General features: G+C 67.0%; 21 protein-coding genes and 1 pseudogene. 10 read left to right on the forward strand and 12 right to left on the reverse strand.

The features are described from left to right. Positions 1 to 62: 62 nt before the first annotated feature. On the reverse strand, positions 63 to 1316 hold the full coding sequence (locus ACHQ4I_RS40825; RefSeq protein ID WP_420777275.1) for a hypothetical protein: 1254 nt from the start codon (positions 1314 to 1316) through the stop codon (positions 63 to 65). 151 nt (positions 1317 to 1467) lie between these two features. Beyond that, positions 1468 to 1905 (reverse strand): hypothetical protein, encoded by a 438-nt coding sequence (locus ACHQ4I_RS40830; RefSeq protein ID WP_420777276.1) that lies wholly within the window; start codon positions 1903 to 1905, stop codon positions 1468 to 1470. Positions 1906 to 2128: 223 nt separating this feature from the next. Between ACHQ4I_RS40830 and lexA the strand changes: the two genes are divergently transcribed. Next, positions 2129 to 2839 (forward strand): transcriptional repressor LexA, encoded by a 711-nt coding sequence (lexA, locus tag ACHQ4I_RS40835; protein WP_420777277.1) that lies wholly within the window; start codon positions 2129 to 2131, stop codon positions 2837 to 2839. A 44-nt stretch (positions 2840 to 2883) separates the two neighbouring features. Here lexA and ACHQ4I_RS40840 read toward each other — a convergent pair whose 3' ends face one another. Both ACHQ4I_RS40840 and ACHQ4I_RS40845 read right to left on the reverse strand, forming a co-directional pair. Then, positions 2884 to 4143: a DUF445 domain-containing protein gene (locus tag ACHQ4I_RS40840; protein WP_420777278.1), complete on the reverse strand. Its 1260-nt coding sequence runs from the start codon at positions 4141 to 4143 to the stop codon at positions 2884 to 2886. 338 nt (positions 4144 to 4481) lie between these two features. Further along, positions 4482 to 6122, reverse strand: coding sequence for a carboxylesterase/lipase family protein (locus ACHQ4I_RS40845; RefSeq protein ID WP_420777452.1), 1641 nt, complete (start codon positions 6120 to 6122; stop codon positions 4482 to 4484). Positions 6123 to 6641: 519 nt separating this feature from the next. On the opposite strand from ACHQ4I_RS40845, the gene ACHQ4I_RS40850 reads away from it, so the two are divergent. Genes ACHQ4I_RS40850 through ACHQ4I_RS40870 form a run of 5 tightly spaced genes read left to right on the forward strand, consistent with a single transcriptional unit; the run spans position 6642 to position 11970 of the window. Next, on the forward strand, positions 6642 to 7985 hold the full coding sequence (locus ACHQ4I_RS40850; RefSeq protein ID WP_420777279.1) for a cytochrome P450: 1344 nt from the start codon (positions 6642 to 6644) through the stop codon (positions 7983 to 7985). Next, positions 7982 to 8929, forward strand: coding sequence for an alpha/beta fold hydrolase (locus tag ACHQ4I_RS40855; RefSeq protein ID WP_420777280.1), 948 nt, complete (start codon positions 7982 to 7984; stop codon positions 8927 to 8929). The genes ACHQ4I_RS40850 and ACHQ4I_RS40855 overlap by 4 nt, the downstream gene beginning before the upstream one ends. Further along, positions 8913 to 9770, forward strand: a complete 858-nt coding sequence (locus ACHQ4I_RS40860; RefSeq protein ID WP_420777281.1) for an SDR family NAD(P)-dependent oxidoreductase — start codon at positions 8913 to 8915, stop codon at positions 9768 to 9770. Before ACHQ4I_RS40855 ends, ACHQ4I_RS40860 begins: the two co-directional genes overlap by 17 nt. Beyond that, positions 9767 to 11305, forward strand: a complete 1539-nt coding sequence (locus ACHQ4I_RS40865; protein WP_420777282.1) for a flavin-containing monooxygenase — start codon at positions 9767 to 9769, stop codon at positions 11303 to 11305. The genes ACHQ4I_RS40860 and ACHQ4I_RS40865 overlap by 4 nt, the downstream gene beginning before the upstream one ends. Positions 11306 to 11340: 35 nt before the next feature. After that, entirely contained in the window at positions 11341 to 11970 is a 630-nt protein-coding gene (locus ACHQ4I_RS40870) for a TetR/AcrR family transcriptional regulator (protein ID WP_420777283.1), read from the forward strand. On the opposite strand, the gene ACHQ4I_RS40875 is transcribed toward ACHQ4I_RS40870, so the two are convergent. The 3 genes and pseudogenes from ACHQ4I_RS40875 to ACHQ4I_RS40885 form a co-directional block, all read right to left on the reverse strand. Beyond that, a complete protein-coding gene (locus tag ACHQ4I_RS40875) occupies positions 11967 to 12632 on the reverse strand; it encodes a class I SAM-dependent methyltransferase (RefSeq protein ID WP_420777284.1) in 666 nt (221 codons plus the stop codon). The two genes, ACHQ4I_RS40870 and ACHQ4I_RS40875, sit on opposite strands and share 4 nt — an antisense overlap. A gap of 45 nt (positions 12633 to 12677) precedes the next feature. After that, positions 12678 to 13079, reverse strand: coding sequence for a monooxygenase (locus ACHQ4I_RS40880; RefSeq protein ID WP_420777458.1), 402 nt, complete (start codon positions 13077 to 13079; stop codon positions 12678 to 12680). 240 nt (positions 13080 to 13319) lie between these two features. After that, positions 13320 to 13485, reverse strand: a pseudogene (locus ACHQ4I_RS40885) (NAD(P)/FAD-dependent oxidoreductase); the annotation flags it as partial. 115 nt (positions 13486 to 13600) lie between these two features. Between ACHQ4I_RS40885 and ACHQ4I_RS40890 the strand changes: the two are divergent. Beyond that, entirely contained in the window at positions 13601 to 13768 is a 168-nt protein-coding gene (locus ACHQ4I_RS40890; protein WP_420777285.1) for a hypothetical protein, read from the forward strand. A gap of 261 nt (positions 13769 to 14029) precedes the next feature. Then, positions 14030 to 15031 carry an Lrp/AsnC family transcriptional regulator gene (locus ACHQ4I_RS40895; RefSeq protein ID WP_420777286.1) on the forward strand — a complete coding sequence of 334 codons (1002 nt, stop codon included), beginning with the start codon at positions 14030 to 14032 and terminating at the stop codon, positions 15029 to 15031. On the opposite strand, the gene ACHQ4I_RS40900 is transcribed toward ACHQ4I_RS40895, so the two are convergent. From ACHQ4I_RS40900 to ACHQ4I_RS40910, 3 genes are all read right to left on the reverse strand, one after another. Next, the gene (locus ACHQ4I_RS40900) at positions 14994 to 16259 is read right to left on the reverse strand and encodes a carboxylesterase/lipase family protein (RefSeq protein ID WP_420777287.1); all 1266 of its coding nucleotides are present in this window, start codon (positions 16257 to 16259) and stop codon (positions 14994 to 14996) included. The genes ACHQ4I_RS40895 and ACHQ4I_RS40900 overlap by 38 nt on opposite strands. Next, a complete protein-coding gene (locus ACHQ4I_RS40905) occupies positions 16256 to 17131 on the reverse strand; it encodes a VOC family protein (RefSeq protein WP_420777288.1) in 876 nt (291 codons plus the stop codon). The genes ACHQ4I_RS40900 and ACHQ4I_RS40905 overlap by 4 nt, the downstream gene beginning before the upstream one ends. Before the next feature lie 201 nt (positions 17132 to 17332). Next, a complete protein-coding gene (locus ACHQ4I_RS40910; protein ID WP_420777289.1) occupies positions 17333 to 18946 on the reverse strand; it encodes an FAD-dependent oxidoreductase in 1614 nt (537 codons plus the stop codon). A gap of 120 nt (positions 18947 to 19066) precedes the next feature. Between ACHQ4I_RS40910 and ACHQ4I_RS40915 the strand changes: the two genes are divergently transcribed. After that, a complete protein-coding gene (locus ACHQ4I_RS40915; protein WP_420777290.1) occupies positions 19067 to 19552 on the forward strand; it encodes an NHL repeat-containing protein in 486 nt (161 codons plus the stop codon). A 42-nt stretch (positions 19553 to 19594) separates the two neighbouring features. Here ACHQ4I_RS40915 and ACHQ4I_RS40920 read toward each other — a convergent pair whose 3' ends face one another. After that, on the reverse strand, positions 19595 to 20728 hold the full coding sequence (locus ACHQ4I_RS40920) for an AraC family transcriptional regulator (protein ID WP_420777291.1): 1134 nt from the start codon (positions 20726 to 20728) through the stop codon (positions 19595 to 19597). Between the two features lie 94 nt (positions 20729 to 20822). Between ACHQ4I_RS40920 and ACHQ4I_RS40925 the strand changes: the two genes are divergently transcribed. Further along, positions 20823 to 22358: an aldehyde dehydrogenase family protein gene (locus ACHQ4I_RS40925; protein WP_420777292.1), complete on the forward strand. Its 1536-nt coding sequence runs from the start codon at positions 20823 to 20825 to the stop codon at positions 22356 to 22358. Positions 22359 to 22367: 9 nt separating this feature from the next. On the opposite strand, the gene ACHQ4I_RS40930 is transcribed toward ACHQ4I_RS40925, so the two are convergent. Continuing rightward, positions 22368 to 23012 (reverse strand): formylglycine-generating enzyme family protein, encoded by a 645-nt coding sequence (locus tag ACHQ4I_RS40930; RefSeq protein WP_420777293.1) that lies wholly within the window; start codon positions 23010 to 23012, stop codon positions 22368 to 22370. Positions 23013 to 23142: the final 130 nt, after the last annotated feature.

Here is a 23142-nt window from a genome sequence, read left to right on the forward strand (position 1 = left end):
CAGGATACCCGGGAGGGGTCATCAGCCGTCTCACCCGTCCCACCTATACCGTCCGCGGGCGGTTATCCGAGCCGCCATTGCGTCGTGAGATCGGCGATCAGTTCCGGAATCCGCGCGATCATCCGGCCGTTCGCGAGCTTGTTCCAGAAGGATTCACCGAGAACGACCTCGGCAAAGGGGCGGTTGCTTTCCATGTCGATATGGCGCGGCGCCAGGTCGCCCATGATGTAGGTCCAGCGGGTGTCGCGGTCGGCCCAGTTGAAGTCCGGCAGCGGAGTGCGCAGCGAGACCGTGCGCCCGCCGATATCGGCGCTGACGGTCGCGGGCGCGAAGACACCGGGTGCGAGGACGCCGGGAACCGCGGGCTTACCCGCCACGGTGCTGACATAGGTCAGCACCCGGCCCATCTTGCCGCGACCGGCCGAGGTCACGTCCCACTGGTCGGCGATGACGCGGTTCTGCTCACGATCGGTCATGCGGATCAGCGCATCGACATATCCGCCTCGGGTGTGCGAATCGATCGACTGCCAGGCGGTGCGGATATCGGCATCGATCACCCCGGCCGCGTACATTTCGTCGATTCCGGCCATCCCGAGTGCGGCATAGGCCTCGTGCATCGGGACCAGGTCGGTGAAGATGTGCTTCTGCATGATCATCAGCCGGGTCTGGTACCAGGCGACATCGTCAGCGCTGAGCCGTGAACCCTCGGTGGCCAGCAGCCGGATATCGGCGGGCACCTTGGCCACCAATTCCGGTGGGGTGCTGCGCAACAGGTCGGCGACCGCATCGCCGAGCTGGTGGATGCCCGGCACATCGAGCACCGTGCCGATATCGCTGAGGTCGAAGAAACCGGAGGCGAAGGAGCCGCCCGCGATCCCGGCCAGTCCCGCCCACCAGTAGTCCTGATGCTGGTTCGCCAACCGGAAGTAGTTGACGTAGACCTGGCTGAAGGTGCGCTGGTTGGCGCGCACGCCGAGGGCCGGATCCCAGGCCGCGAGGTCGATATCGGCATTGCGGGTCGAGACCACCAGCCAATACTGGTGCAGCAGTGTGCCGTACCGGCTCGGCGCCACCCCGTCGGCCCTGGCCTGGTCGAGTGCGTCGCGCAGTGTCGATTCATCCAGTGGCAGCGCCGGATTCAGACCACCGCCGCCCGCGCCGTCACCGTTGAGCGCGGGCAGATCCAGATATGCCTGGTATGCGGGCGCCGCCTGCGCGGCCGGAATCACGGTGAGGCCGAAGACAAGACAGGCGAGCAGCCCGGTGAGCCGGGCGAGAATGCGGACAGCGTGTTCAGCGGTGCGGCGATGCGTCATTGCGTGGTGTCCCGAAATCGTTCGTCGGCATAGTTGCCTAGGTCACGTTTTCAGGCACAGTAACAACATGTTCTAGTTTGCAATCGACAAATTCGGCCACCCTTCATGGCCGATCAACCGGTCCCAATCCGCCACACCGGCTTTCGACGAGCTACCGCGGCACAGCGATACCGGAGCCGTCCGGAACCGATTGCTGTTCGACCACGGCGGGCACCGTCGCCGGGGTCGTACCGCCGAAGGTTCCGGCACGCCAATGCGCCAACCCGATCAACGCCGTCACCACCAGTGCGCTCAACAGCGCACTCACTGCCAGCACCGCGAAACCGACCTGCGCCTGTTCGACCCGCTCCATCGGATGCGGCCCGTGCGCATGGCGCAGCGCGGGCGTTCGAACCGGACCTCGGTCGTAGAGCGCCAGCGCTGCGCCGGGCCTGTTGCCGCGCGGCCCCCGATCCGCCGTGACGCGCGCGCTATCCAGGGCGCGAACTCCGCCGCGACGCGGGCGCTGAACGCGCGGAACGGAATCGAAGCCGAGGTCGACATCGGCCTCGTCGAGGGTGGCGCTCGGGGCGCTGATCGCTGTGCTCATCGGACAAACCTCCGTGACGGGGTGTTGGTGGGGGCTCAGGTATGTCGCGAGACGATGGGGGTAGCTGTTCGATCAAATGTTCGAAGAACTTGTGTTCGATTTCTACCACGCCCGGACGACAAAGTCAGCAGAAAACGCCGACATGCTCGAACAGATGTTTGATACATCGGCGTTACCGGACTAGATTCGGTAGACGAAATCCATCACACGAAGGGCGGTTGCGGTGAGCCACACAGACGACACGGGCGACGAGAGCGGAGTTGGCACCGACCCGTCCGGAACCGGGGCGGATCTCACCGTGCGTCAGCGCAAGGTCCTGGAGGTCATCCGCACCTCGGTGAGCGAGCGCGGCTATCCGCCGAGCATCCGCGAGATCGGCGATGCGGTCGGACTCACCTCTACCTCCTCGGTGGCCCACCAGCTGCGCTCCCTCGAGCGCAAGGGCTATCTACGACGCGACCCGAATCGGCCACGGGCCGTGGATGTTCGCGGCCTCGACGAGGCGGTGCGCGCGGTGACCAGCCTGCCCACCACCGAGGATGTCGAACCCGGTAGGCCCGTCCCGACTTTCGTGCCCGTCCTCGGCCGGATCGCCGCCGGTGGCCCGATCCTGGCCGAGCAGGCGGTGGAGGATGTGTTCCCGCTGCCGCGCGAATTGGTCGGCGACGGTTCGCTGTTCCTGCTCAAGGTCGTCGGTGAATCGATGGTGGACGCCGCGATCTGTGATGGCGACTGGGTGGTCGTGCGTCAGCAGAATGTCGCCGACAACGGCGATATCGTGGCCGCGATGATCGAGGGCGAGGCCACGGTGAAGACGTTCAAGCGCACCGGCAAGGAGGTCTGGCTGATGCCGCACAATCCGCTGTTCGAGCCGATTCCGGGTAATGACGCGCAGATCCTCGGCAAGGTCGTCACGGTCATCCGCAAGATCTGAAAGTCGTTGGGATGCGCGGGCCATCGGGTCCGCGCATCCGGCGTTCAGTGCAGCAACAGGCCCAGCGGCCACGCCCAGTGATCGAGCGTGATCCGCTCGATGAGCAGAATCTGCAGCTCGCCGACCAGTCCGCCGAGTACGGCGCCGACCGCGATCGCCGTCGGTTCGTCCTCCTTCACGGCGGGCCGCAGCAGATTCTCGAACTGCGCGGGTGAGAGCTCCCCCATCCGTTCGATGACGGTGTTCTCGACATCCATGGCCTGCATCGTGTAGGCGTGCGCCTGCGCGGTGGTGACTTCGGCGTAGGCGAAAACCCGTTCGGCCGCCGTGGCTTTCATCTCCCGCCACCGGTCGGTGCCGACGGTCAACGTCACGAGCGGTTTGGCCAGGCTGGGCGCGGCGTCCGCGGCCCGATCGACATATTTGGCGGCCAATTCGAATACCCGGTCCGCCGCGGGCCCCTTCAGAATCGCGTCGACGATCTTGTCCGGCGTCAGCAGCTCCGCGGCGATCAGGTGCGCGTACTGCGGGATCAACTCGTGCCGGTTCTTCGCGAAAAGTCCGTGCCAGGTGAAGATTCCGAAGTACCGCTTGGGCTCGTGCGGGCGGAAGAGCATCTGCAACCCGATGTAGTCGGTGACCCACCCGTTGACGAAACCGAACACCGGCATCAGCCACGGCTCGCGGAACAACGCCCACATGATCGCCTGGCCGATGCCGATGAGCAGACCGAACCAGAAGCCGATCTTCGGAATCATCGTCATCTGCGCCCCGGCGATATCGCGCATCATCCGGTTCAGCAGCGCCTTATCCGCGGTCAGATTCGATACGACCATGGCGCGCAGGTCGAATAGGCGCACGATATCGCGCTTGGCGTCCTCGATCGCCGCGATGGCGTATTTCGGTGTCTCGGACTGGATCAGCCCGATCAACGCGCGCCGGGTCACCTCCGGCATCGCCTCCCACAGTCCCGGGTAGTAGTCGATCGCCATGGATCGCACCACATCGTCGACGGCCCGGCGCATCGGCGCCTCGACCTCCTTGATCAGCTGATCCGCGTCGAGCCGGTCGAAAAGTTCCTGCGGCTGTAGCAGATTCGTGCTGATCATGTCGTAGGCGATGCCCGCCATCTTCTCGGCCTGCCGCGGCAGCATCCCCTGCCACCCCAACGGGATTCGGCCCAGCCGCACGCCCACGAACTCCAGCGGACGAAACATCATCTCGATGGCGATCAGCTTGGTGAACCACCCGATCCCGCCCGCGATGAACGGCATCGACAGATAGATCCACCACCACTGCCGCACATCCGCCACTATCGACGACCACGACTGCACGCCACACCCCACTTCCGAATCCGAGATCTGAAGTTTACAGTGTTGTATCATGACCCTACCGGCGGCCTACAACCTGCCTGACCTCGCATATCCACTCGAGGTCGCCCGATGAAGGAGCCGCGCGACGATGCCCGGACCTACCGCCCGATTCGCCGTCGACAACCCACCTGGTGATATCCGGGCCACCTTGGACGCATTGGACGCATTCATCGATGCGGAGATCAGGCCGCTGGAAGAGGAGGGCGACAATATTCGCTTCTTCGATCACCGGCGCGAGTTCGCGCGCACCGATTTCGAGCACGACGGCACTACGGATCAGCGCGGCAGCAGGGGGCCCAGAACTCGGCTCGGTGGTCGGCGGCGTAGGAGTCGATCAGGCGGTTTCCGCTGGGGCGGAAGGACATGACCAGCGGTGCCGACGGATCGTAGGCCGGAATCGGTTCCAGGCCAGCTGGGTTCGGGCGGGCGTCGATGGCGAATCGCGTCCAGTACCTGCGCATTTCGGTGGCGAGGCGTTGTTGGTCGGGGGTCAGCGCGGTGCCGTAGAGCCAGCCGAGATCGCGCAGGCTCCACAGCGACGGAAGCTCGCTGGCGTGAAAAGCGCCCAGCGGGAAGATGTTCGGTGGGGCGAGCGGCGCAGGATCGTCGAAAGAGTAGGTGTAGGTGGGGTTGTGGGGGCTCAATGCGGCGTATTCGCCGATCAGCGTGGTGAGGGTGCGGTCGGTCCAGGCGCGCGACAGGGCGAGCGCGGGCTGGGGGTAGGCGGCGGCCGGATAGACCTGCTCGACGCGGTCGATCTGCTCGGGCGTCAGGTCGGGCATGGCGGCGGCCAGCGCGTCCCGGTAGCCGGACGCGGTCAGCGGCGTACCCAGGGGCACACCGTATTTCAGGTACACCCAGAGCGCCATCTCGTCGTTGTTCGCACCGACGAAGGTGGGGACCTCGGCCAAGGAACCGTTGCGCAGGGCCGCCTGTGGGCCGGTCGGCAGGAACGGTCCCCCGAAGACGGTCGCGGTGCTGGGATTGCTCGCCAACTTGTCGAACGGCAGCGCGCGCAGACAGGCCGCGGTCTCGGGTCCGGCGCAGCCCAGACGTGCGGCGTACACGTCGCCGTCGGCCGCCGCCTTCTCGACCGGCACGCCGACCGAGCACGGACCGCTCTGCATGATCGCGGCACGGAACAGTCCACGCGAGCTCGGCGCGGCCATCTGCGCGCACACCGATGCCGCGCCCGCGGACTCACCCGCGAGGGTCACCCGATCCGGATCACCGCCGAAGGCCGCGATATTGCGCCGCACCCAGCGCAAGGCGGCCTGCTGATCCAGATAGCCGTAATTCCCTGCCCCCGAGCCGTCGTCGAGCGAGGAGGCGGCGAGGAAACCGAGCGCGCCGAGGCGGTAGTTGATCGTGACCACGATGAGGTCGCCGTCACCGCGTGCGATCAGCGGATCCGCACCGTAGGTGTCGCCGGAGCCGCTGGTGAAACTGCCGCCGTGGATCCATACCAGCACGGGTAGCCGGCGGCCGTCCGCGGGCAAACCGCGTGGCGTCGAAACGTTCAGGTACAGACAGTCTTCCGACTTCGTCGCGCCCGCTCCGACCACTCCGAAGACGCTGCTGTCCTGCGGACAACTCGGCCCGGCCACTACGGCATCGCGCACCCCCGGCCACGACGCGGCCGGAGCCGGTGCCCGCCAACGCAATTCACCGACCGGCGGGGCGGCGTAGGGAATGCCCGCGAACAACCGATGATCCGCGGCCAGCACGCCGCGCAACTGACCGGTCTCGATGGTGACGACGTCGGCGGCGATCGGCTCGGCGGGAGCCGGTCCCGTCACGCCGATCAGCACGATCACCGCCGTCAGGACGGCGAACCAACCTCGAGCCGCCAGCCGATCGGGCAAGGCACGCAGACCGATCCACCCGCCCGCTATCACCCACCGACGCATGCGCACGGGCCCACGGTAGTCACCCACACCGCCGCAGCGGGTAGCAAAACCCCGAAAACAACACCGCCGCCAGCTCGGCCGTCTGACTATTGATCGCCAGAGAGAATTCGTGGCCGATCCCGATCCTCGCCGCGACCGGGCAGGTGACGCCCGGGCTGGCCCAGCGCCTGCGCGACACCAGCTGCCGGTCCGCGCGCCGGCCGCGATGAGCAGGCGGCCCCTCGGCACCGAGGTCACCTTCGGCATCGACCGCAGCGCCGGGGACAAATTGCAGGAGCGCGCCACCACCACACTCGAGCACCCACCCCACCGCCCGAGCCCCACTCGCAGAGCGCGCCACCCTCGCGATCGGGCACCCACTCGCACGCCCGCGCGGCACTCGCCGAGCACCGTGACGCCTCACCTGACGCGGCATTGCGCCCCGAACCGTCGAATAGCTCGAAAGTGACCCTTGCCACAGTCGGTACGTGAGCGTACCGTGCTGATGGTACACCGATGTACCACGCTGGGAGGTGCCGCATGACCACGGTAAAACTGCCCGACGGGCCGACTACTCCGGCTCTCGTTCAGGCCCTGGAGGTGATGGCGGGCCGGACCCGCGCCTGGCGCAGGCTGCACGACCGTTACGGATCGGCGTTCACCGTCTATCTGCCCCGGTTCGGCCGGATGGTGGTGTTATCCGATCCGGCCGAGGTGAAGGCGCTGTTCACCGCGAGCTCCGATGTGGCCGACAATGTCGATGTCAATCTCGGGCAGTTCCTCGGTCCCGGCTCGTTGTTCTCGCTGCGGGGTGCCGACCATCGCAAGCAGCGCAAACTGCTGACCCCGCCGTTCCATGGCCGCCGCCTGGCCGTATACGAGGCGCTGATCGAGGAGGAGACGGTCCGCGAACTGGCGACCTGGCCGCAGGGTCAGGAGTTCGCGACGATGGATTCGATGATGCGGATCACCCTGAACGTGATCCTGCGCGCCGTATTCGGCGCCGAGGGCCGGGAATTCGACGAGTTGCGCGAGTTGCTGCCCAAACTCGTGCTGGTCGGGTCGGCGCTGGCGGCGCTACCGGTGCCGCGAAAGTTCCTGGGGCGCTTCGGACCCTGGGCCCGCTTCACCGCGCATCGGCGCCACTACGACGAAATCGTGGGCCGACTCATCGACCGCGCCGCCGCCGACGAACAGCTCGCCGACCGCGACGATGTGCTCGCGATGATGCTGCAGTCCCGCTACGACGACGGCACCGCGATGACCCACAGCGAGATCGCCGACGAACTGCTGACCCTGCTCACCGCGGGACACGAGACCACCGCGACCACGCTCTCGTGGACCATCGAGCGGTTGCGCCGCCATCCGGAAGTGTTGCGCCGCTTGGTCGCCGAGGTGGACGCGGGCGGTTCGGCACTGCGCGAGGCCACCCTGCTCGAGGTGCAGCGGGTCCGCCCGGTCATCGACGCGACGGCCCGCAACATCCGCGCGGAGTCGCTGCAACTGGGTCGGTGGACGCTGCCCAAGGGGCAAAACGTCCTGGTGAGCATCCGGCTCATGCACGATAACGAGGAGCTGTTCCCCAACGCCCGCGCCTTCGACCCGGACCGCTTCGTCGGAGTCCGGCCCGGCACCTTCACCTGGATACCGTTCGGCGGCGGCGCACGGCGCTGCATCGGCGCGGCATTCGCCACCATGGAGATGAATGTCGTATTGCGCACGCTACTAAGGGATTTCACGCTCGCACCGACCGAGGCCCCGGACGAGCGGACGCACTTCCGCGGTGTCGCGCTCGTGCCCGCCAAGAAGGGCCGCGCCGTGGTGTATCGCCGCGCGCCCTCGCCGACTGCCGCGGCGGCGCGCGCCGAGCAGGTGACGGCATGACATCGCCCAGCGATTCGATGAGCGGTGATGGCCGGGCGACGGGTGGGTCCGAACAATTCGCCGATGTGGGCCGCGGGGTCACACTCGCCTACGAACGCCTCGGCAACGGCGGCACGCCACTGCTGCTCGTCGCGGGGCTCGGTCAGCAACTGCACGATTGGCCCGACGGTTTGTGCGAGCTGCTCGTCGCACGCGGCTACGACGTCATCCGCTTCGACAATCGCGATGTCGGGAAGTCGACCCACTTCGGTTTCCCACCGCCGGGTCCGCTCGATTTTCTGCGAAAGCGCTGGCACACAGAGCAATACGATCTCAACGATATGGCCGCCGACACAGTGGGTCTGATCGATGCACTAGATCTCGGCTCCGTACATCTGGTCGGCATGTCACTCGGCGGGATGATCGCGCAGACCGTCGCCGCCCGCTATCCGGACCGAGTCGCCTCGCTGACCTCGATCATGTCGACCACGGGTGCCGCGCGGGTGGGGCGACCGGCCCTGTCCACCTGGCGGCTGATGTTCGGCCGACCGGCACGCAACCGCACCGAGCACATCGATCGCTCGGTGCGCATGTACCGGCACATCTGCTCGCACGGCTACCCATTCGACGAATCCGCCGTACGCACCGCCGCGGCGACGACCTGGGATCGCGATCCGCACCCCGCGCCCGGGGTCGGCCGCCAGCTAGCAGGCATCCTCAAATCCGGTGACCGGACAACCGAACTCGGCGCCGTCGTCGCCCCGACCCTGATCCTGCACGGCGACCGGGACCTGATGGTCAACCCGACCGGCGGCACCGTCACCGCAAGCGCCATCACCGGCGCGCGCCTGCACACCCTGCCCGGCATGGGCCACGACCTGCCCGTCGGCGTCCGGCCGACGCTCACCGACCTCATCGATACCCACATCCGCACCGCCAGGAGCACCGATGCCCCGCACCGCTAGGCCGCTGTCCGGCCGTCCCGCCATGATCACCGGCGCCGCCTCCGGCATCGGCCGCAGTCTCGCCCAATCGCTTTCCCGCCGTGGGTCACCGGTGGCGATCGCCGATATCGACGAGACCGGATTGAAGCAGACGGCCGCTTCGCTGAGCGGTCCGGTGCTCACTCGGGTCCTCGATGTGCGCGATGCCGCCGATCAGCTCGCCTTCGCCGCCGAGGTGCGCGACTGGTTGACCGAGCCTTTGGCGGCGGTGTTCAACAATGCCGGTGTCGCGGTGTCGTCGTCGGTGCTCGACGCGGTCCCCGAGGACGATGAATGGCTGCGGCAGATCAACTTCGACGGCGTCGTCAATGGCACCCGCGCATTCCTGCCCATCCTGGTGGAACAGGATCAGGGTGTCATCGTGAACACCTCGAGCGTATTCGGCTTGGTCGGCATGCCGTACCAAAGTGCCTACTGTGCCGCGAAATTCGCGGTGCGCGGCTTCACCGACGCACTGCGCCAGGAACTTCGGGGTACCGGGGTGTCCGCGGTGAATGTGCATCCGGGCGGCATCACCACCAACATCGCGCGCAATGCCAGGGTCCGCAAGGATCCCGAGGGACGTGGCCGTTCGCGGGAACAGATGGCGGCCGAATTCGAGGCGGTCACCCTGACCTCGCCCGATAAGGCGGCCGAAATCATCTGCCGCGGAGTGGAACGCGGGAAGTCCCGCATTCTGGTCGGCCCGGATGCCTATGTGTTCGACGCGCTCGCGCGGGTGACGCCGACCCACTACTACGACATTTTCGCGGTGTTGGAGCGGCGGCTACGGGCCCGCGCCAAGGTGGGAGCGACGATATGAGTGCAGCATCGCGCAGCGATTCGATGAGGGGTGGCGGCCGGGAGACGGGTGGGCGCGAGCATTTCGATGTGCTGATCGTCGGCGCCGGCCTCTCGGGCATCGGTGCGGCACACCATCTGCAGACGGCGTTTCCCGGCCGCAGCTACGCGATTCTGGAGGCGCGCACAGCAATCGGCGGCACCTGGGATCTGTTCCGCTATCCCGGGGTGCGCTCGGATTCCGATATGCACACCCTCGGTTACCGTTTTCGTCCGTGGACGCAGGCCGCGGCCATCGCCGACGGACCATCGATCCTCGACTACATCCGCGATACCGCGGCCGAGGCCGGAATCGATCGCCGAATCCGATTCGGGCACAAGGTTATCGGCGCGTCCTGGTCGAGCGCCGAAGCGCGTTGGACGGTGACGGCCGAGCACGACGACACGACCTCGACGTTCACCAGCGACTTCCTCTACGTTTGCAGCGGCTACTACCGCTACGACCACGGCTACACCCCCGACTTCCCCGGAATCGAGGACTTCCAAGGGCAGCTGGTGCATCCGCAGCAGTGGCCGACCGACCTGGATTACGAGGGCAAGCGCGTCGTCGTGATCGGCAGCGGGGCAACAGCGGTGACCCTCGTTCCCGCCATGGCCGAAAAGGCGGCGCAGGTCACCATGCTGCAACGCTCGCCCACCTACATCATGTCCATTCCCACCGAGGACGCGGTGGCCATCCGGCTGCGCGAACGGCTCGGACCGCGCCGGGCCTACACGATTACCCGCTGGAAGAACGTGCTGATCGGCACGATCATCTACCAACTCAGCCAGCGCCGTCCGCACATGGTGCGCAACCTCATCCGCAAACAGACGGCCGCGCAACTGCCCACCGGCTACGAGGTGGACGTCCACTTCAAACCGACCTACAACCCATGGGATCAACGGCTGTGCCTGGTACCCGACGGGGATCTGTTCCGCGCGATCCGGGGCGGTCGCGCAGCGGTGGTGACCGACCGCATCGACCGGTTCACCCCCGAGGGCCTGCGCTTGACCTCCGGCGCCGACCTCCCGGCCGATATCGTGGTGTCCGCGACCGGTCTGCAATTGCTGGCCTTCGGCGGGATCGAACTCACCGTCGACGGCCGGGCGATCGCGCTGCCCGACACCATGGCGTACAAGGGGATGATGCTGAGCGGCGTCCCCAACTTCGCGTTCACCATCGGCTACACCAATGCGTCCTGGACATTGAAGGCCGACCTGGTCGGCGAATTCGTCTGCCGACTGCTGCGGCATATGGACGCCAACGGCTACGACCAGTGCGTGCCGTGGCCCGATCCGGATATCGAGAGCGCGCCGCTGCTGGACTTCCAGTCCGGATATGTCCAGCGCTCGATCGACCGGTTCCCCCGGGCGGGTTCGCGTCGGCCCTGGCGGCTGGGCATGAACTACGCACACGATGTGCTCGCGCTGCGTCACGGGCGAATCGAGGACGGCACCATCCGATTCGCGCGGCGGACCGCGGCCTCCGAGCATGTCCCGGTGCGCGTGAGGTCATGATCGCGGTGGCGGCGGGGCGAACTAACCTGATTCTCGTGACCCGTGCCGACCCCGCCGCCAGCATCTCCGCCGAGGCCGCGCCGGAATCCGGATTCCGGCGTCGGCTCCTCGACGCGATGGCCGATGCCGTGCGCGAACGCGGCTATCGCGAAACGACCGTGGCCGATGTGGTTCGCAATGCGCGCACCTCGCGCCGCACCTTCTATGAACACTTCGACAGCAAACAGGACTGTTTCATCGCATTGCTGGCCGAGCGCAATAACGAGACGATCCAGCAGATCTACGATGCCGTCGACGCCGGCGCGCCCTGGCGCACCCAGGTCCGGCAGGCCATCGAGGCCTGGATCGGCGCATCTCAACAAGACCCGACGATCACCCTCGCCTGGATCCGCGACACCCCTGCCCTCGGCGAGGCCGCCCGGCAGGTCTACCACGACGCGCGCGAGGCCTTCATCGATCTCATCCAAAGCCTCACCACCACAACGGGATTCGAAGCCCCCGGACTGCATCCGCCGACCCGTCGGATGGCCACCATCCTCTACGGCGGCTACCGCGAGCTCATCGCATCCACCGTCGAGGAGGGCAAGGACATCCGCGAGATCATCGACGTGGCAGTCGAGACCGCCATCGCCCTCGTGGGACCCCGCTACGAGCAGCCGCGCTAGTCCTTCACGACCGTGAACTGGGCCAGTGCGCCATTGCATACCAGCTCCACTTCGCGCAGACCCGCCGCGGCAAACCAGCGCGACAGGTCGGCGGCGGTACCGGACGGACCGAATACGCCGATCGCCCGCATCACCCGCATATGCAGGTCGAAGCGCGGACGGACCCCGCGGACCACGCAGCTGCCGACCAATCGGCCGCCCGGCGCGAGCACCCGTGCGAGCGAGGCGATCGCGGCGGCCGGGTCGGGCATGCAGTGCAGGCCGGCGAAGGTCACCACCAGGTCGAATTCGCCGGTGCCGAACGGCAGGTCGACGACATCCGCGCGCACGTAGTCGATGCCGGACAGTCCGGCGCGTTCGGCCGCGCGGCGCGCCGCCGCCAGCTGGTCGTCGGAAATATCGGCCGCCACATAGCGGATCTTGTGACCGGGTCGCAGGCGGCGCAGTGTCACGCCACCGCCGACCGGCAGATCCAGTAGCGCGGAGCCCTCCGGTAGCTCGTTGATGATGTCCATGCCCGCGTACATCCGACGGGTGTCACAGCCCCAGAGCAACCGTCCGGCGGGCCGGGCCACCCCGGGATGGTCGAGGACGAAGTCGTATACCGGAGCGCCGAGGGTCCCCCATGTTCGGCTCTGCCACACTTCACGGACGTCGGGCACGGTCGTCTCCTCTTCGCGCGGTGGGAGTCCAGGCTAGGCCGATGCTCATCGACGTGCCAGGGCCTGCGCCGACTCGAGCGCGGCCGGTCGCTTCGCCATGCTGCGATAGGTGTAGTTGTCGAGGTCGAAAGTGCGTGCGTCCCACCAGGCTTCGACCGCAAGACCCGGGCGCAGGAACGGCGCGTCACCGTGGTGATCGAAGAAATAGCTATTGGCCGAACCGCAGTTGTGGTTGAAGAATACGGTGCCCTGTTGGCGGCGCTGTACCTCGGCGAAGTACCGGTCGTGCGCTTCCTGTTTGATCTCGACGCAGGTCGCGCCGCGGCGGTGCGCCTCGCGGATGGTGCGGACCGCGTGCCGGGATTGGTTCTCGACGAGCTGGAACCAGGAGCCGCCGGTGAGTCCGTACGGGCCGAGCATGAGAAAGGCGTTCGGGAATTTCGGCACCGATGCGCCGAGGTAGGCCTGGTATCGCCGGTCGTGCCAGAACTGGCCGAGTTCGATGCCGTCGCGCCAAGTGCGCCAGGCAGATTCGCTCGACCGCGTGGTTGGCCCAGGGAAAACGCTTGTAGTACAGGCGGATACCGACCATTACCGTCTCGGTGATCGATGATTGCAAGTACCGCATGGCGAGCTGGGCGGGCGGCAGATACCGGTAGATCCGTTGCTCCAGTGGCGATATGCCGCGATCCGGTTTGGGAAAGCACCAGATCGGGGTGCGCTGGAAGACCGACAACTGGGCCACCTCCGGTGCGATCGCGGGTACTACTTGCACCGCGGTCGCTCCGGTTCCGATGACCGCCACCCGTTTTCCGCGCAGATCCACCGAATGATCCCAGCGCGCGGTGTGCATGGCCGGAGCTCGCGCTGCAGACCTGCGGGGTCTCGCCCATGCCGACAAACTCGCCTCACTCCCGACCATGCATGCCCTGTCCGACCCGAATCGGCTTGTACCCCAGGCCCTTCGGATGACACGGCTCACCCCGGCCGGTGCGACATTCGCCACCGGCTACGGCCACTGCGATATGGTCATCGGCTCCGACCACCCGGACGAGCCGGTCACCACCGCCTTCGCCGATTTCCTTGTCCGCCACGTCACCCCGAGCGCCGTATCGGTCATCGGGGAGCCCGCATAGTACGTTCGGCACAGAGCTCGGGATCCGCACCAACTGCGGGTGCGGATCCTGACAACGGGTACGACTGCGCGGGCCTCAGTTCGCGGGGAACGTCTTGGCGAGGAAGTCAGCGGCGCTTGGCGCGAGATCGGGGTACCCGAGTCGCCCCAGACGAAGTCGTAGGCGTGGTCGCCATACGGGATCGGAAGCAGCTGGCGACCTCGTTCGTGCCGAGCCGATCGGCCAGCAGCCGTGCCCAATAGCGCACCGTATTCTGGTCCAATGACGGTGCCGGACCTGGATGCGATCGACCTGGGTCTACTGCACGCACTTCACGTGGATGGGCGGGCCGCGTTCAGCCGCATCGCCGAGGTGCTCGGGGCCTCGGATCGGACGGTGGCCCGGCGGTTCTCGCGGCTGCGCGAGGCGGGGGCGCTGCGGGTTATCGGTGTCCCCGATCCGCACCGCGTCGGTTATGCGGAATGGGTTGTCCGCCTGCGGGTTCGGCCCGATGGCGTGGACGGTCTCGCGCGCGCACTCGCCGCGCGCCCGGATACCGCGTGGGTCACCGTACTATCCAGTGGCTGCGAAATCTTGTGCCTGTTCCGGACCGTCGGCGAGAGCCCGGCGCCCCTGCCCGCGGTGACCCGTCATCCCGCCGTCGTCGCCAGCGACGCACATCGACTGCTGCGGCACTTGATGACTCGGCAATGGAGCGGCCGAACCTCGGCCCTGAACACCGACCAGGTCGCGGCACTGCGCGCGCCACTCTCGGCGGCGTCCGGGCCGGTCACCTTGACCGACCTGGATCGTCGCATGCTGCCACGACTGGCGGCCGACGGTCGCGCGGCCTACCCCCACCTCGCGGGGGCGATCGGCTGGTCGGAGTCCGCGGTTCGGCGCAGGCTGGATGAATTGCGCCGGTCCGGCCTGATGCGCTTCGATGTCGAAATCGATGCCGCGCTGCTGGGGTACTCGTTCCAGTGCATGCTGTGGCTGACCGTCGCGCCACTGCGGCTCGCCGAGGTGGCGCGCGCGCTCATCGACGATCCGGAGGCGGCCTTCGTCGGCGCGACGACGGGACCGCACAACATCTTCGCCATCGTGGTCTGCCGCGATGCCGACACGATCTTCGACTATGTCGCCGACCGCGTCGGCACGCTACCGGGCGTCGAGCGCATCGATACAGCCCCCATATCCCGCTTCGTCAAAAGGGACGCGCCGGTCTCCCCGGACAGCGGTGTGTTCACCTCGAATCCGAAATCGCAGCAGCGTCTTTCGTGAATCGATGGCTCGTACCGCGCGCCCAGCCGGGGTCGCCGGTGCGGGTAAAGCCGATCCAGCTATCGCGGACCTCGTCGACCAGATCGGGCGGTCGCTGACCGCGCAACATCGGCGCATTCCGCCATGCGGCGGCGTCGCCGAGGACGAAGGGCAACTCGATGCAGTGACAGGCACCGTAGGGGCTGTCGGCGGGGTGCCAGTCGAAGCGGTACTGCCAGGGCGGTGCTCCGGCCGCGGTGAGCAGCCGCGCCAACCGCTGGCTGGGTTCGCTGAACATCTGCACGGTCACCGCCTCGGCGGTGGTTCGACCGTCCGGAAAGAAGGCCGACGCCTCATCGCGGGTGGTGCCGAGCAGGATCGGCACACCATCCGCGCCGCGTGTGCCGACCACGGCCACTGGATCGGGCGCGACGAGTGTGTCGACCACCAATTGGAACGGCGGCACCGGATTCGCCGGAGTTCGTCGCGCGACACCGCGTTGAGCCGCCAGCAGGTCGGCGAGGGGTACCTCACCGAGAAGAGCGGCTTCGCTCGGTTCGATGCCCAACTCCCGCAACAGTATTCCACCGGTGTGCGCCGCCTTATCCGTTTCGTCGGGGAGCATCCCCGCCGGTGTGCTCTGCAGGATCGCCCGGTGCATCAACCCGCGTGCCGCCGGCCCGGACAGTAGCGCCAGGATCGACATCGCTCCCGCGGATTGTCCGGCCACCGTCACGTTGTGCGGGTCACCGCCGAACGCCGCGATATTGTCGCGCACCCAATGCAGCGCCGAAAGCTGGTCCAGCAGACCGAGATTGCCCTCACTCACCCCCGGCATCCGGAGGAAGCCCAGCGCGCCGAGCCGGTAGTTGACGGTGACCACGACCAGGTCGCCGCGCGCCGCGAGCTCGGTGCCGTCGTACCAGGCCAGACCGCCCGAACCGCTGCTGAAGCCGCCTCCATGTAGGAATACCAGCACCGGGTGACCGCTGCCCCGCGGCGCCCACACGTTCAGCGACAGACAGTCCTCGGACTGCGGTATTTCGAAGGGGCCCATCACATTCTGCAGCCGCGACGGCGGTTGCGGCGCTGCCGGACCGGGCGTCATCGCATCTCGAACGCCCGCCCATGACGGCACTGGTCGTGGTGCGGCGAACCGCGCGGCGCGCGCATACGGGATTCCGCGGAAGGCGGTGATCTCCCCGATCGCGGCACCGCGGAGGCGACCGATGTTCGTCTCGACGATCATCGCGCCGCGAAGAACAACCCGGCGCCGTACGCATCGCGCGCCGAGACGAAGAAGCCGCTGTCGGTGGTCCGGGTCGGAATGCCGCCTGTCTCGACGATCGTGCGTGCGGCGGCGACATCGTCGACCTGAATCGTCATGGCGGCCAAATACGATGGCGCGGGGGCTTTTTCACCGGGCAACACGCTCTGCGCGTCCGATGCGCGGACGATCTCGAGGCGCACATCCTTGTGCTCGAGCACGGCGAGCGGACCGGCCTGCACCGGCTCGGTCCCCAAGACCCGCACGTATCGGTCTGTGATCGCATCGAATTCGTCATCGGCGGCCACGGTCAGCACGGCGGTGATACCGCGTGCTCCGTTCGGATGGTCGAGGTAGCGCGGCTGGTGTACATACTCGCGGGTGAGATGCTGGGCTATCCCGATGTATCCCTCGGGCGTCGCCCCCGGTTCGATATGCACCGAGCGGGCCCGCATGGTGCGTACACCGTCTACGGTCTCCACGTCGCGTTCGAGGTCGAGGACACCGGAGGTGCGCAGGCCCGCGGCGGTCAGGCCCTGCGCGACTCCGGCAGCATCGTCGGTATCCACGTACAGAATTCGGAATCCCTCGTACTGATCGGCCACCGCCTTGGTATGCCACGGATCCGGCGCCGACTCGTCGACGATGCCGAGTAATTCGATGTACGACCCGCCGAACAGCGCACATGCGTTGGCGGTACATCCCGCCTGCAACTCCGCACCGGGCTGCGGTGCGAGCAGGTGCCGCGAGCGCGGGCTGAGCGTGAATCCCAGGGACCGATATGTGCGCTCCAAACCGTCGAGATCGCGGGTCAGGATGCCGGTGTGGTGGATGGCGTGGATGTCGTAGGTCATGACTCCACCCTGCGCCACCGACCCGGATCCGCCGACCGATCGGCCGCCGGACGCCGCAATCCGACACCGATCGCGGCCGATCCGGCGGATTCGGACACCCCCGCATTTTGGCGGGGCGGATCAGGCTGTTTCACCACCCGGACCACCCGTATAGGCTGAGTCTCCGCAGCGGCCCCGAAACGCCGCTGCGGACCGGCCCGACTAGGGCGCGGGGGCAATGTGAGACATTGCCGCTTCGGCCATGGCGACAATGGTGAGGCTCGGATTCACCCCGACATTGGCTGGCACCGCCGCACCGTCGCACACCAAGAGGTTCGAGTACCCGAAAACTCGATGCCGCTTATCGATAACCCCGTGCTCGCGATCCGCGCCGATGACCGCGCCACCGAGAAAGTGGGCGGTCATCGGCGCGGACCCGAGGGATTCACCGACCGAGGCGAGCGGTTGCCCGCCGATCCGGTCGGCCGCGAGCCGCGCGACCCGGCGCGCGAGATCCACGGCGGATTCTCCCTTCGCGACGGTGCCATCGGACTCCGTCTGCAACCGCCCTGGACCGAATCCCCTGCGCAACCGCAGCGAGACGTCGGTGCCCCGCATCACGGTGAAGATAATGGTGCGACGAGACCAATTGCGCCGCAACAGCAATCGGCCCAGATAAGCCGGATACCCGAGCAGGAACCGAGCCCACCGGTTACGACCGGTCGCCGCCGGTCCATAGAACAGGGCGAGCAGGTTGCCGCCGTCGCCATAGGTGTTATTGGTGAGGTGGGTGCGCTCGTCGAGGAAGATGCTGGAGGTGATGGCGATATCGCTGCGATAGTCCGCCGTGCGGTCCATGGTCGTTGCCGCGGGAATGGATTCGTCATTGGTGCGCACCAACTCGCCGAGCCGGTCGGAGAGCCCGGGCAGTGAACCGTTGCGTTTGCAGGCGCTGAGCAATTCGTTCGTGCCGAGCGCGCCTGCCGCGACGACCACCGCGCGTGCGGTGAATTTCCGCGTGGCCCACCGCAATGCCCCCGGCCGCCGTGCCCGGAGCACATAGCCGTGCTCGCCGGTTCCCGGATTTCCGGAACCGTCTGCGAGCGGCGCGATATCGACCACCTTCCGATCGGGCATAATGACTGCTCCGGCCTGCTCGGCCAGCCAGAGATAGTTCTTCGGCAGGCTGTTCTTCGCACCGTAGCGGCAGCCGAGCATGCATTGACCGCAGCGAATGCAGCCGGTGCGTTCGGGTCCGGCGCCACCGAAGTAGGGGTCCGGCACCGTTTCTCCGGGCGCGCCGAAATAGACCGCGACCGGAGTGCGTCGATACCCGTGCGGCACACCGAGATCCGCGGACAGCTCGCGCAACAGGGTATCGACAGGCCGCCCGCCCTTATAGGTCTGGACTCCGAACATCCGTCGCGCCGCATCGAAATGCGGTGCCAGCTCGGCGCGCCAGTCCGCGAGCTCCGCCCACTGCGGGTGTCGGTAGAAATCGTCACCCTGCGGTTGATACATGGTGTTCGCGTAGACCAGGCTGCCCCCGCCCACTCCCACACCGGAGAGCACCGTCGCGTGCTTATAGGGTGCCATCCGCATGATTCCGTGCAGACCGAACGTCGGCAGCCACAGGAATTTGCGCAGCCGCGCCGCACTCGTCGCGAAATCCGCGTCCCCGAAACGCCGCCCCTGTTCGAGTACGCCGACCCGATAACCCTTCTCCGACAACCGTAGCGCGCACACGCTGGCCCCGAATCCGCTGCCGACCACGATCCAGTCGAAATCGAATTCCGCCGAATTCCGTTCCCCCATCCCCGATAGGGACTCCGCCACGATGTAATCCTCCACGCTAACTGTGTTTCCTGGGACGCTAGGCGGCCGGATCCGGACCGGCCATGGCTGGCCGGGCCGTCCAATTGACACTTTCCGCCACCGGCCGCGAGCGTGGCGTCGATGGTCGAACAGCTGGCCGATGCGGTCGTGGCCCGGTCGGAGATCCGCTGGCTAGATTTCGACCACTGCGACGAACACGAGGTTTCCATGAGATCGACATTCGTCCGCCGCGCCGCGACGATCACCGCCGTTCTCGCGGCCACCACCATTCTCGACGGTGGCGCGTCGGCCGATGTTGCTACCGAGGATCCGGCCATCAGCGTCACCCAAAACCCGGTCGGCATCGCAAGTTTCGCCGAGCGCTTCACTGCCGGACCGGACGGCGCGCTGTGGTTCACCCTGCCACCCGCGGATGTAGCCCGCCTCGATACGACGGCACTTCGGCTGGAACGCATTCCGGCCGGGGGTCTGCTGCCGGGCACCACCGGCATCACCACCGGTCCCGACGGTGCCATCTGGTTCGGCACCCTGCTCGGCGGCTATCTCGGCCGCATCGACCCGGCCACCCGCTACCCCATTTGCTCGCGGGCGGGCACAAACTCTTGATCACGCTGGCCGCGAATTCGACCGCGGTGCAATGACAGTCGGCTAACCGGTGCCGACCAGATGGTCCCGGCCGAGTGCGGGTGCCGCTTTGATCGGCGCGACCGTCCGCCCACCTCGCGCCCGAAACTCCTGCGGCGGACAGCCTTTCCATCGCCGGAATGCCCGGATGAACGATGCCGCCTCCGCGTAACCGAGCCGCGCGGCCACCTGTTCGGTGGTCATATCGGTATGGCTCAACAGCTCCTCGGACATCATCTGCCGGACCTCGTCGAGCAGATTGCGGAAGGACGTGCCCTCGTCCCGCAGTCGCCGCGACAGCGTCCGCGGACTCATGAAAAGCTCTGCGGCGACCGCGATCTGATCCGGAATCTCGCCCGGATTGCGAACCAGCAGATCGCGCACCGAACCCGCGACACCGGTGCGCGCACGCCGCGCGGTGAGCAGATCGCGGCAGAGTTGTTCGCAAGTGCCGCGCGCCCAGTCGTTGGCCTGCGGCAGTGCGACATCGAGATAGGCACTGTCGAAGGCCAATTCGTTGACCGCCGCGCCGAAGACCGGCTCGACACCGAAGACGTTGCGGTAGCGCGTCGTATCCGCCGGAGCGGGATGCCGGAAGCCGACCCGGGTGGCGGGCACCCCCGCGGAGAACAGTTCCCGGCCGATGGTCTGGATCCCGGTGATGACACGTTCGGTCAGGAACGCACGCACGTCCTCCGGAATCTCCGAGTCGTCGAAGATCAGCCGCGACTCGGTCGCCCCCTCCTCGAAGGTCAGTCGGCCGAAGACGAAGGCGAGGTCGACGTAGCGCAGCGACACCTCGATCACCTCGCGCACCGTGCGACTGCTCAGCAACGCCAGCCCCCACGGGCCGTACAGCGATATGTGGTAGCGGTCCCCCGCCTCGACACCCAAACCGGATTCATCGCCGAATCGCGCGAGCAGATTCCGCACGACGCGCACCTCCTGGCGCGCGGTCACCTCGGCATTGGGATCAATTACCGAATCGGGCACCAGTGCCGTGCCCTGCAGGCAGATCTCCGCCGGCATTCCGCGTTCCTGCGCCAATTGCATCAGCACATGCACGCTGGATGTACTCCGCAGTAGATCCCAATCGAACACTTGAACTGCATCCTCGTCGAACCGGTCTTCTTGCTGTTGGCGGAACATATCAATCATTCCTTCTCCACCGCAGGAAAATCATGAATCCGCCGATCGAGTGCGGTCGAGGTGCCACGCTGGAACCCTGGACTCAGCACAGGAGGTGAGCCGGATGAGTACGGCAGAACAGCACGCCGAGATCGAGGTCCACAACCCCGCCGACGGCAGCGTCACCGGCCGGGTGCCCGACGAATCGAGCGCCGCCGTCGCCGCGACCGTGCGCGAACTGCGCCTGTTCCAGCCGGAATGGGAGGCGATCGGCCCGGATAAACGCGCCGAATGGCTGTTTCGGCTCCAGGATTGGCTGATCGACAATTCCGCCGAGCTCACCGATGTGGTCCAATCCGAAACCGGCAAAACCCGCTACGACGCGGAAATCGAGGTGCCCGCCGCGGTCAACCTGATCAAGTACTGGGCGCGCAATGCCGCGAAATTCCTCCTCGACGAGCACCCGGCCCCACACAGCCCGCTCGGCCGGACCAAGCGTCTGGTCAAGGCCTACCGACCGCATCCGGTGGTCGGGATCATCACGCCATGGAACTTCCCGCTGCTCAATGTGTGCTTCGATGCGCTACCCGCGCTGATGGCCGGCGCCGCGGTGCTGGTGAAGCCGTCGGAAGTGACGCCACTGAGCGCGCTCGCGCTGGCGCGAGGGTGGTCGCAGATCGGCGCACCGCCGGTGTTCGCGGTGTCGACCGGGCGCGCGGATACCGGACGCGCGGTCGTCGAGGCGGTCGATTATGTGCAGTTCACCGGGTCCACGAAGACCGGTAGGGCCATTGCCGCGGCCTGTGGCGCGACCCTGACCCCGTACAGTCTGGAACTCGGCGGCAAGGATCCGGCCATCGTGCTCGCGGATGCCGATATCGAGCGGGCCGCCGCGGGCATCGCCTACGGCGGGCTGTTCAATTCCGGGCAGGTCTGCGTGTCGATCGAGCGCGTGTACGTCGAGGCGCCGGTCTACGACCGGTTCGTGGCCAGCCTGACCGAACAGGTGCACGAGCTGCGGCAGGGCCACGACGGGCGCGGGTTCGACTTCGATATCGGTGCGATGGCGACCACGGCGCAGCGCGATATCGTCACCCGTCATGTCGAGCAGGCGGTAGCCGCGGGCGCGCGAATCACCACCGGCGGCAAGGCAACTGGCGTTGGCACCTTCTTCGAACCGACCGTGCTGGTGGATGTCGACCACTCGATGTCGTGCATCACCGAGGAGACCTTCGGCCCGACCATTCCGGTGATGAAGGTCGCCGACGAGGACGAGGCGGTGCGCCTGGCCAACGATTCGGTATACGGGCTCTCGGCCACCGTGTGGACCGGAGACCGCAAGCGCGGCGAGCGGGTGGCGCGGCGGCTGGAGGCGGGTGCGGTCAATGTCAATGACGCATTCGCGAATCTGTTCAGCTTCGCGCTGCCGATGGGCGGGTGGAAGGACTCCGGAATCGGCGCGCGGTGGGGCGGTGCCGCCGGAATCCGGAAATACTGTCGCCAGCAGGCGATTACGGTGCCGCGCGGACCGGCACTGAAACGCGAGTTGGCGTGGTATCCGGCCTCGCGGGTGCGATTGCGCGCCCTGGCCGGATTGATGCGAGCGCTCGACGGACGCGGCAAGCGCAAGCTGCCGAAGTTCTTCGGCGGGAGGCGATAACGCGCTGGTTCAGGCGAATACCGAACGGGCAATACGAAATCCGACGTCGTCGATCCGGTAGGTCGGATGGCTGCGCCGCCGCACCGAGGCTCGGCAGCTCCACTTCTCGTCCGACCACCCGCCCCCGCGCAGCACCCGATACGAGCCGTACACCTCGGCATCGTAGATATCCCAGCACCAGTCCCAGACATTGCCCAGCATGTCGTACAGCCCCCACGCATTGGGCAGTTTGCCGCCCACTTCGTGACTGCGCTCCCCGGAATTGCCTCGGTACCAGGCGATCTCGTCGATCTCGCCATAGCGCGGTCCGCTGGTACCGGCACGACAGGCGTACTCCCATTCGGCCTCGGTCGGCAGCCGATACCCGTTCGCGGCGGCATCCCACTCGACCTCGTCATCGTGCACGCGGTACGCGACCGTCAACCCGGCGAGCGAGGACAGGCCATTGCAGAACCGGATCGCATCGAACCACGAGACACCCTCGACCGGCAGCCGATCACCCCGAACGCTACTCGGCCGCGCACCGATGACCTGTTCATACTGCGATTGCGTGACCGAAAGCGCCGCCATCTCGAACCCCGCCACCTCGACGGGCCAACTCCGCTGAGTCCGCCGATCCGACAGCGTCACCCGTCCCGCCGGGACCGCGACCATCTCGATTTCCGCACACACAGGTAGGCGATCTTAGCCGCCCCGCTCGCGGGCCCTGGTCGCGGCAGGCGAGATCGGGTGAGTTCTGGTTGTCCACCACCTGAACGGCTGACGGCGGAATCGCCGGTAACAG

The organism is Nocardia nepalensis (assembly GCF_048910785.1).
Lineage (GTDB): Bacteria > Actinomycetota > Actinomycetes > Mycobacteriales > Mycobacteriaceae > Nocardia > Nocardia nepalensis.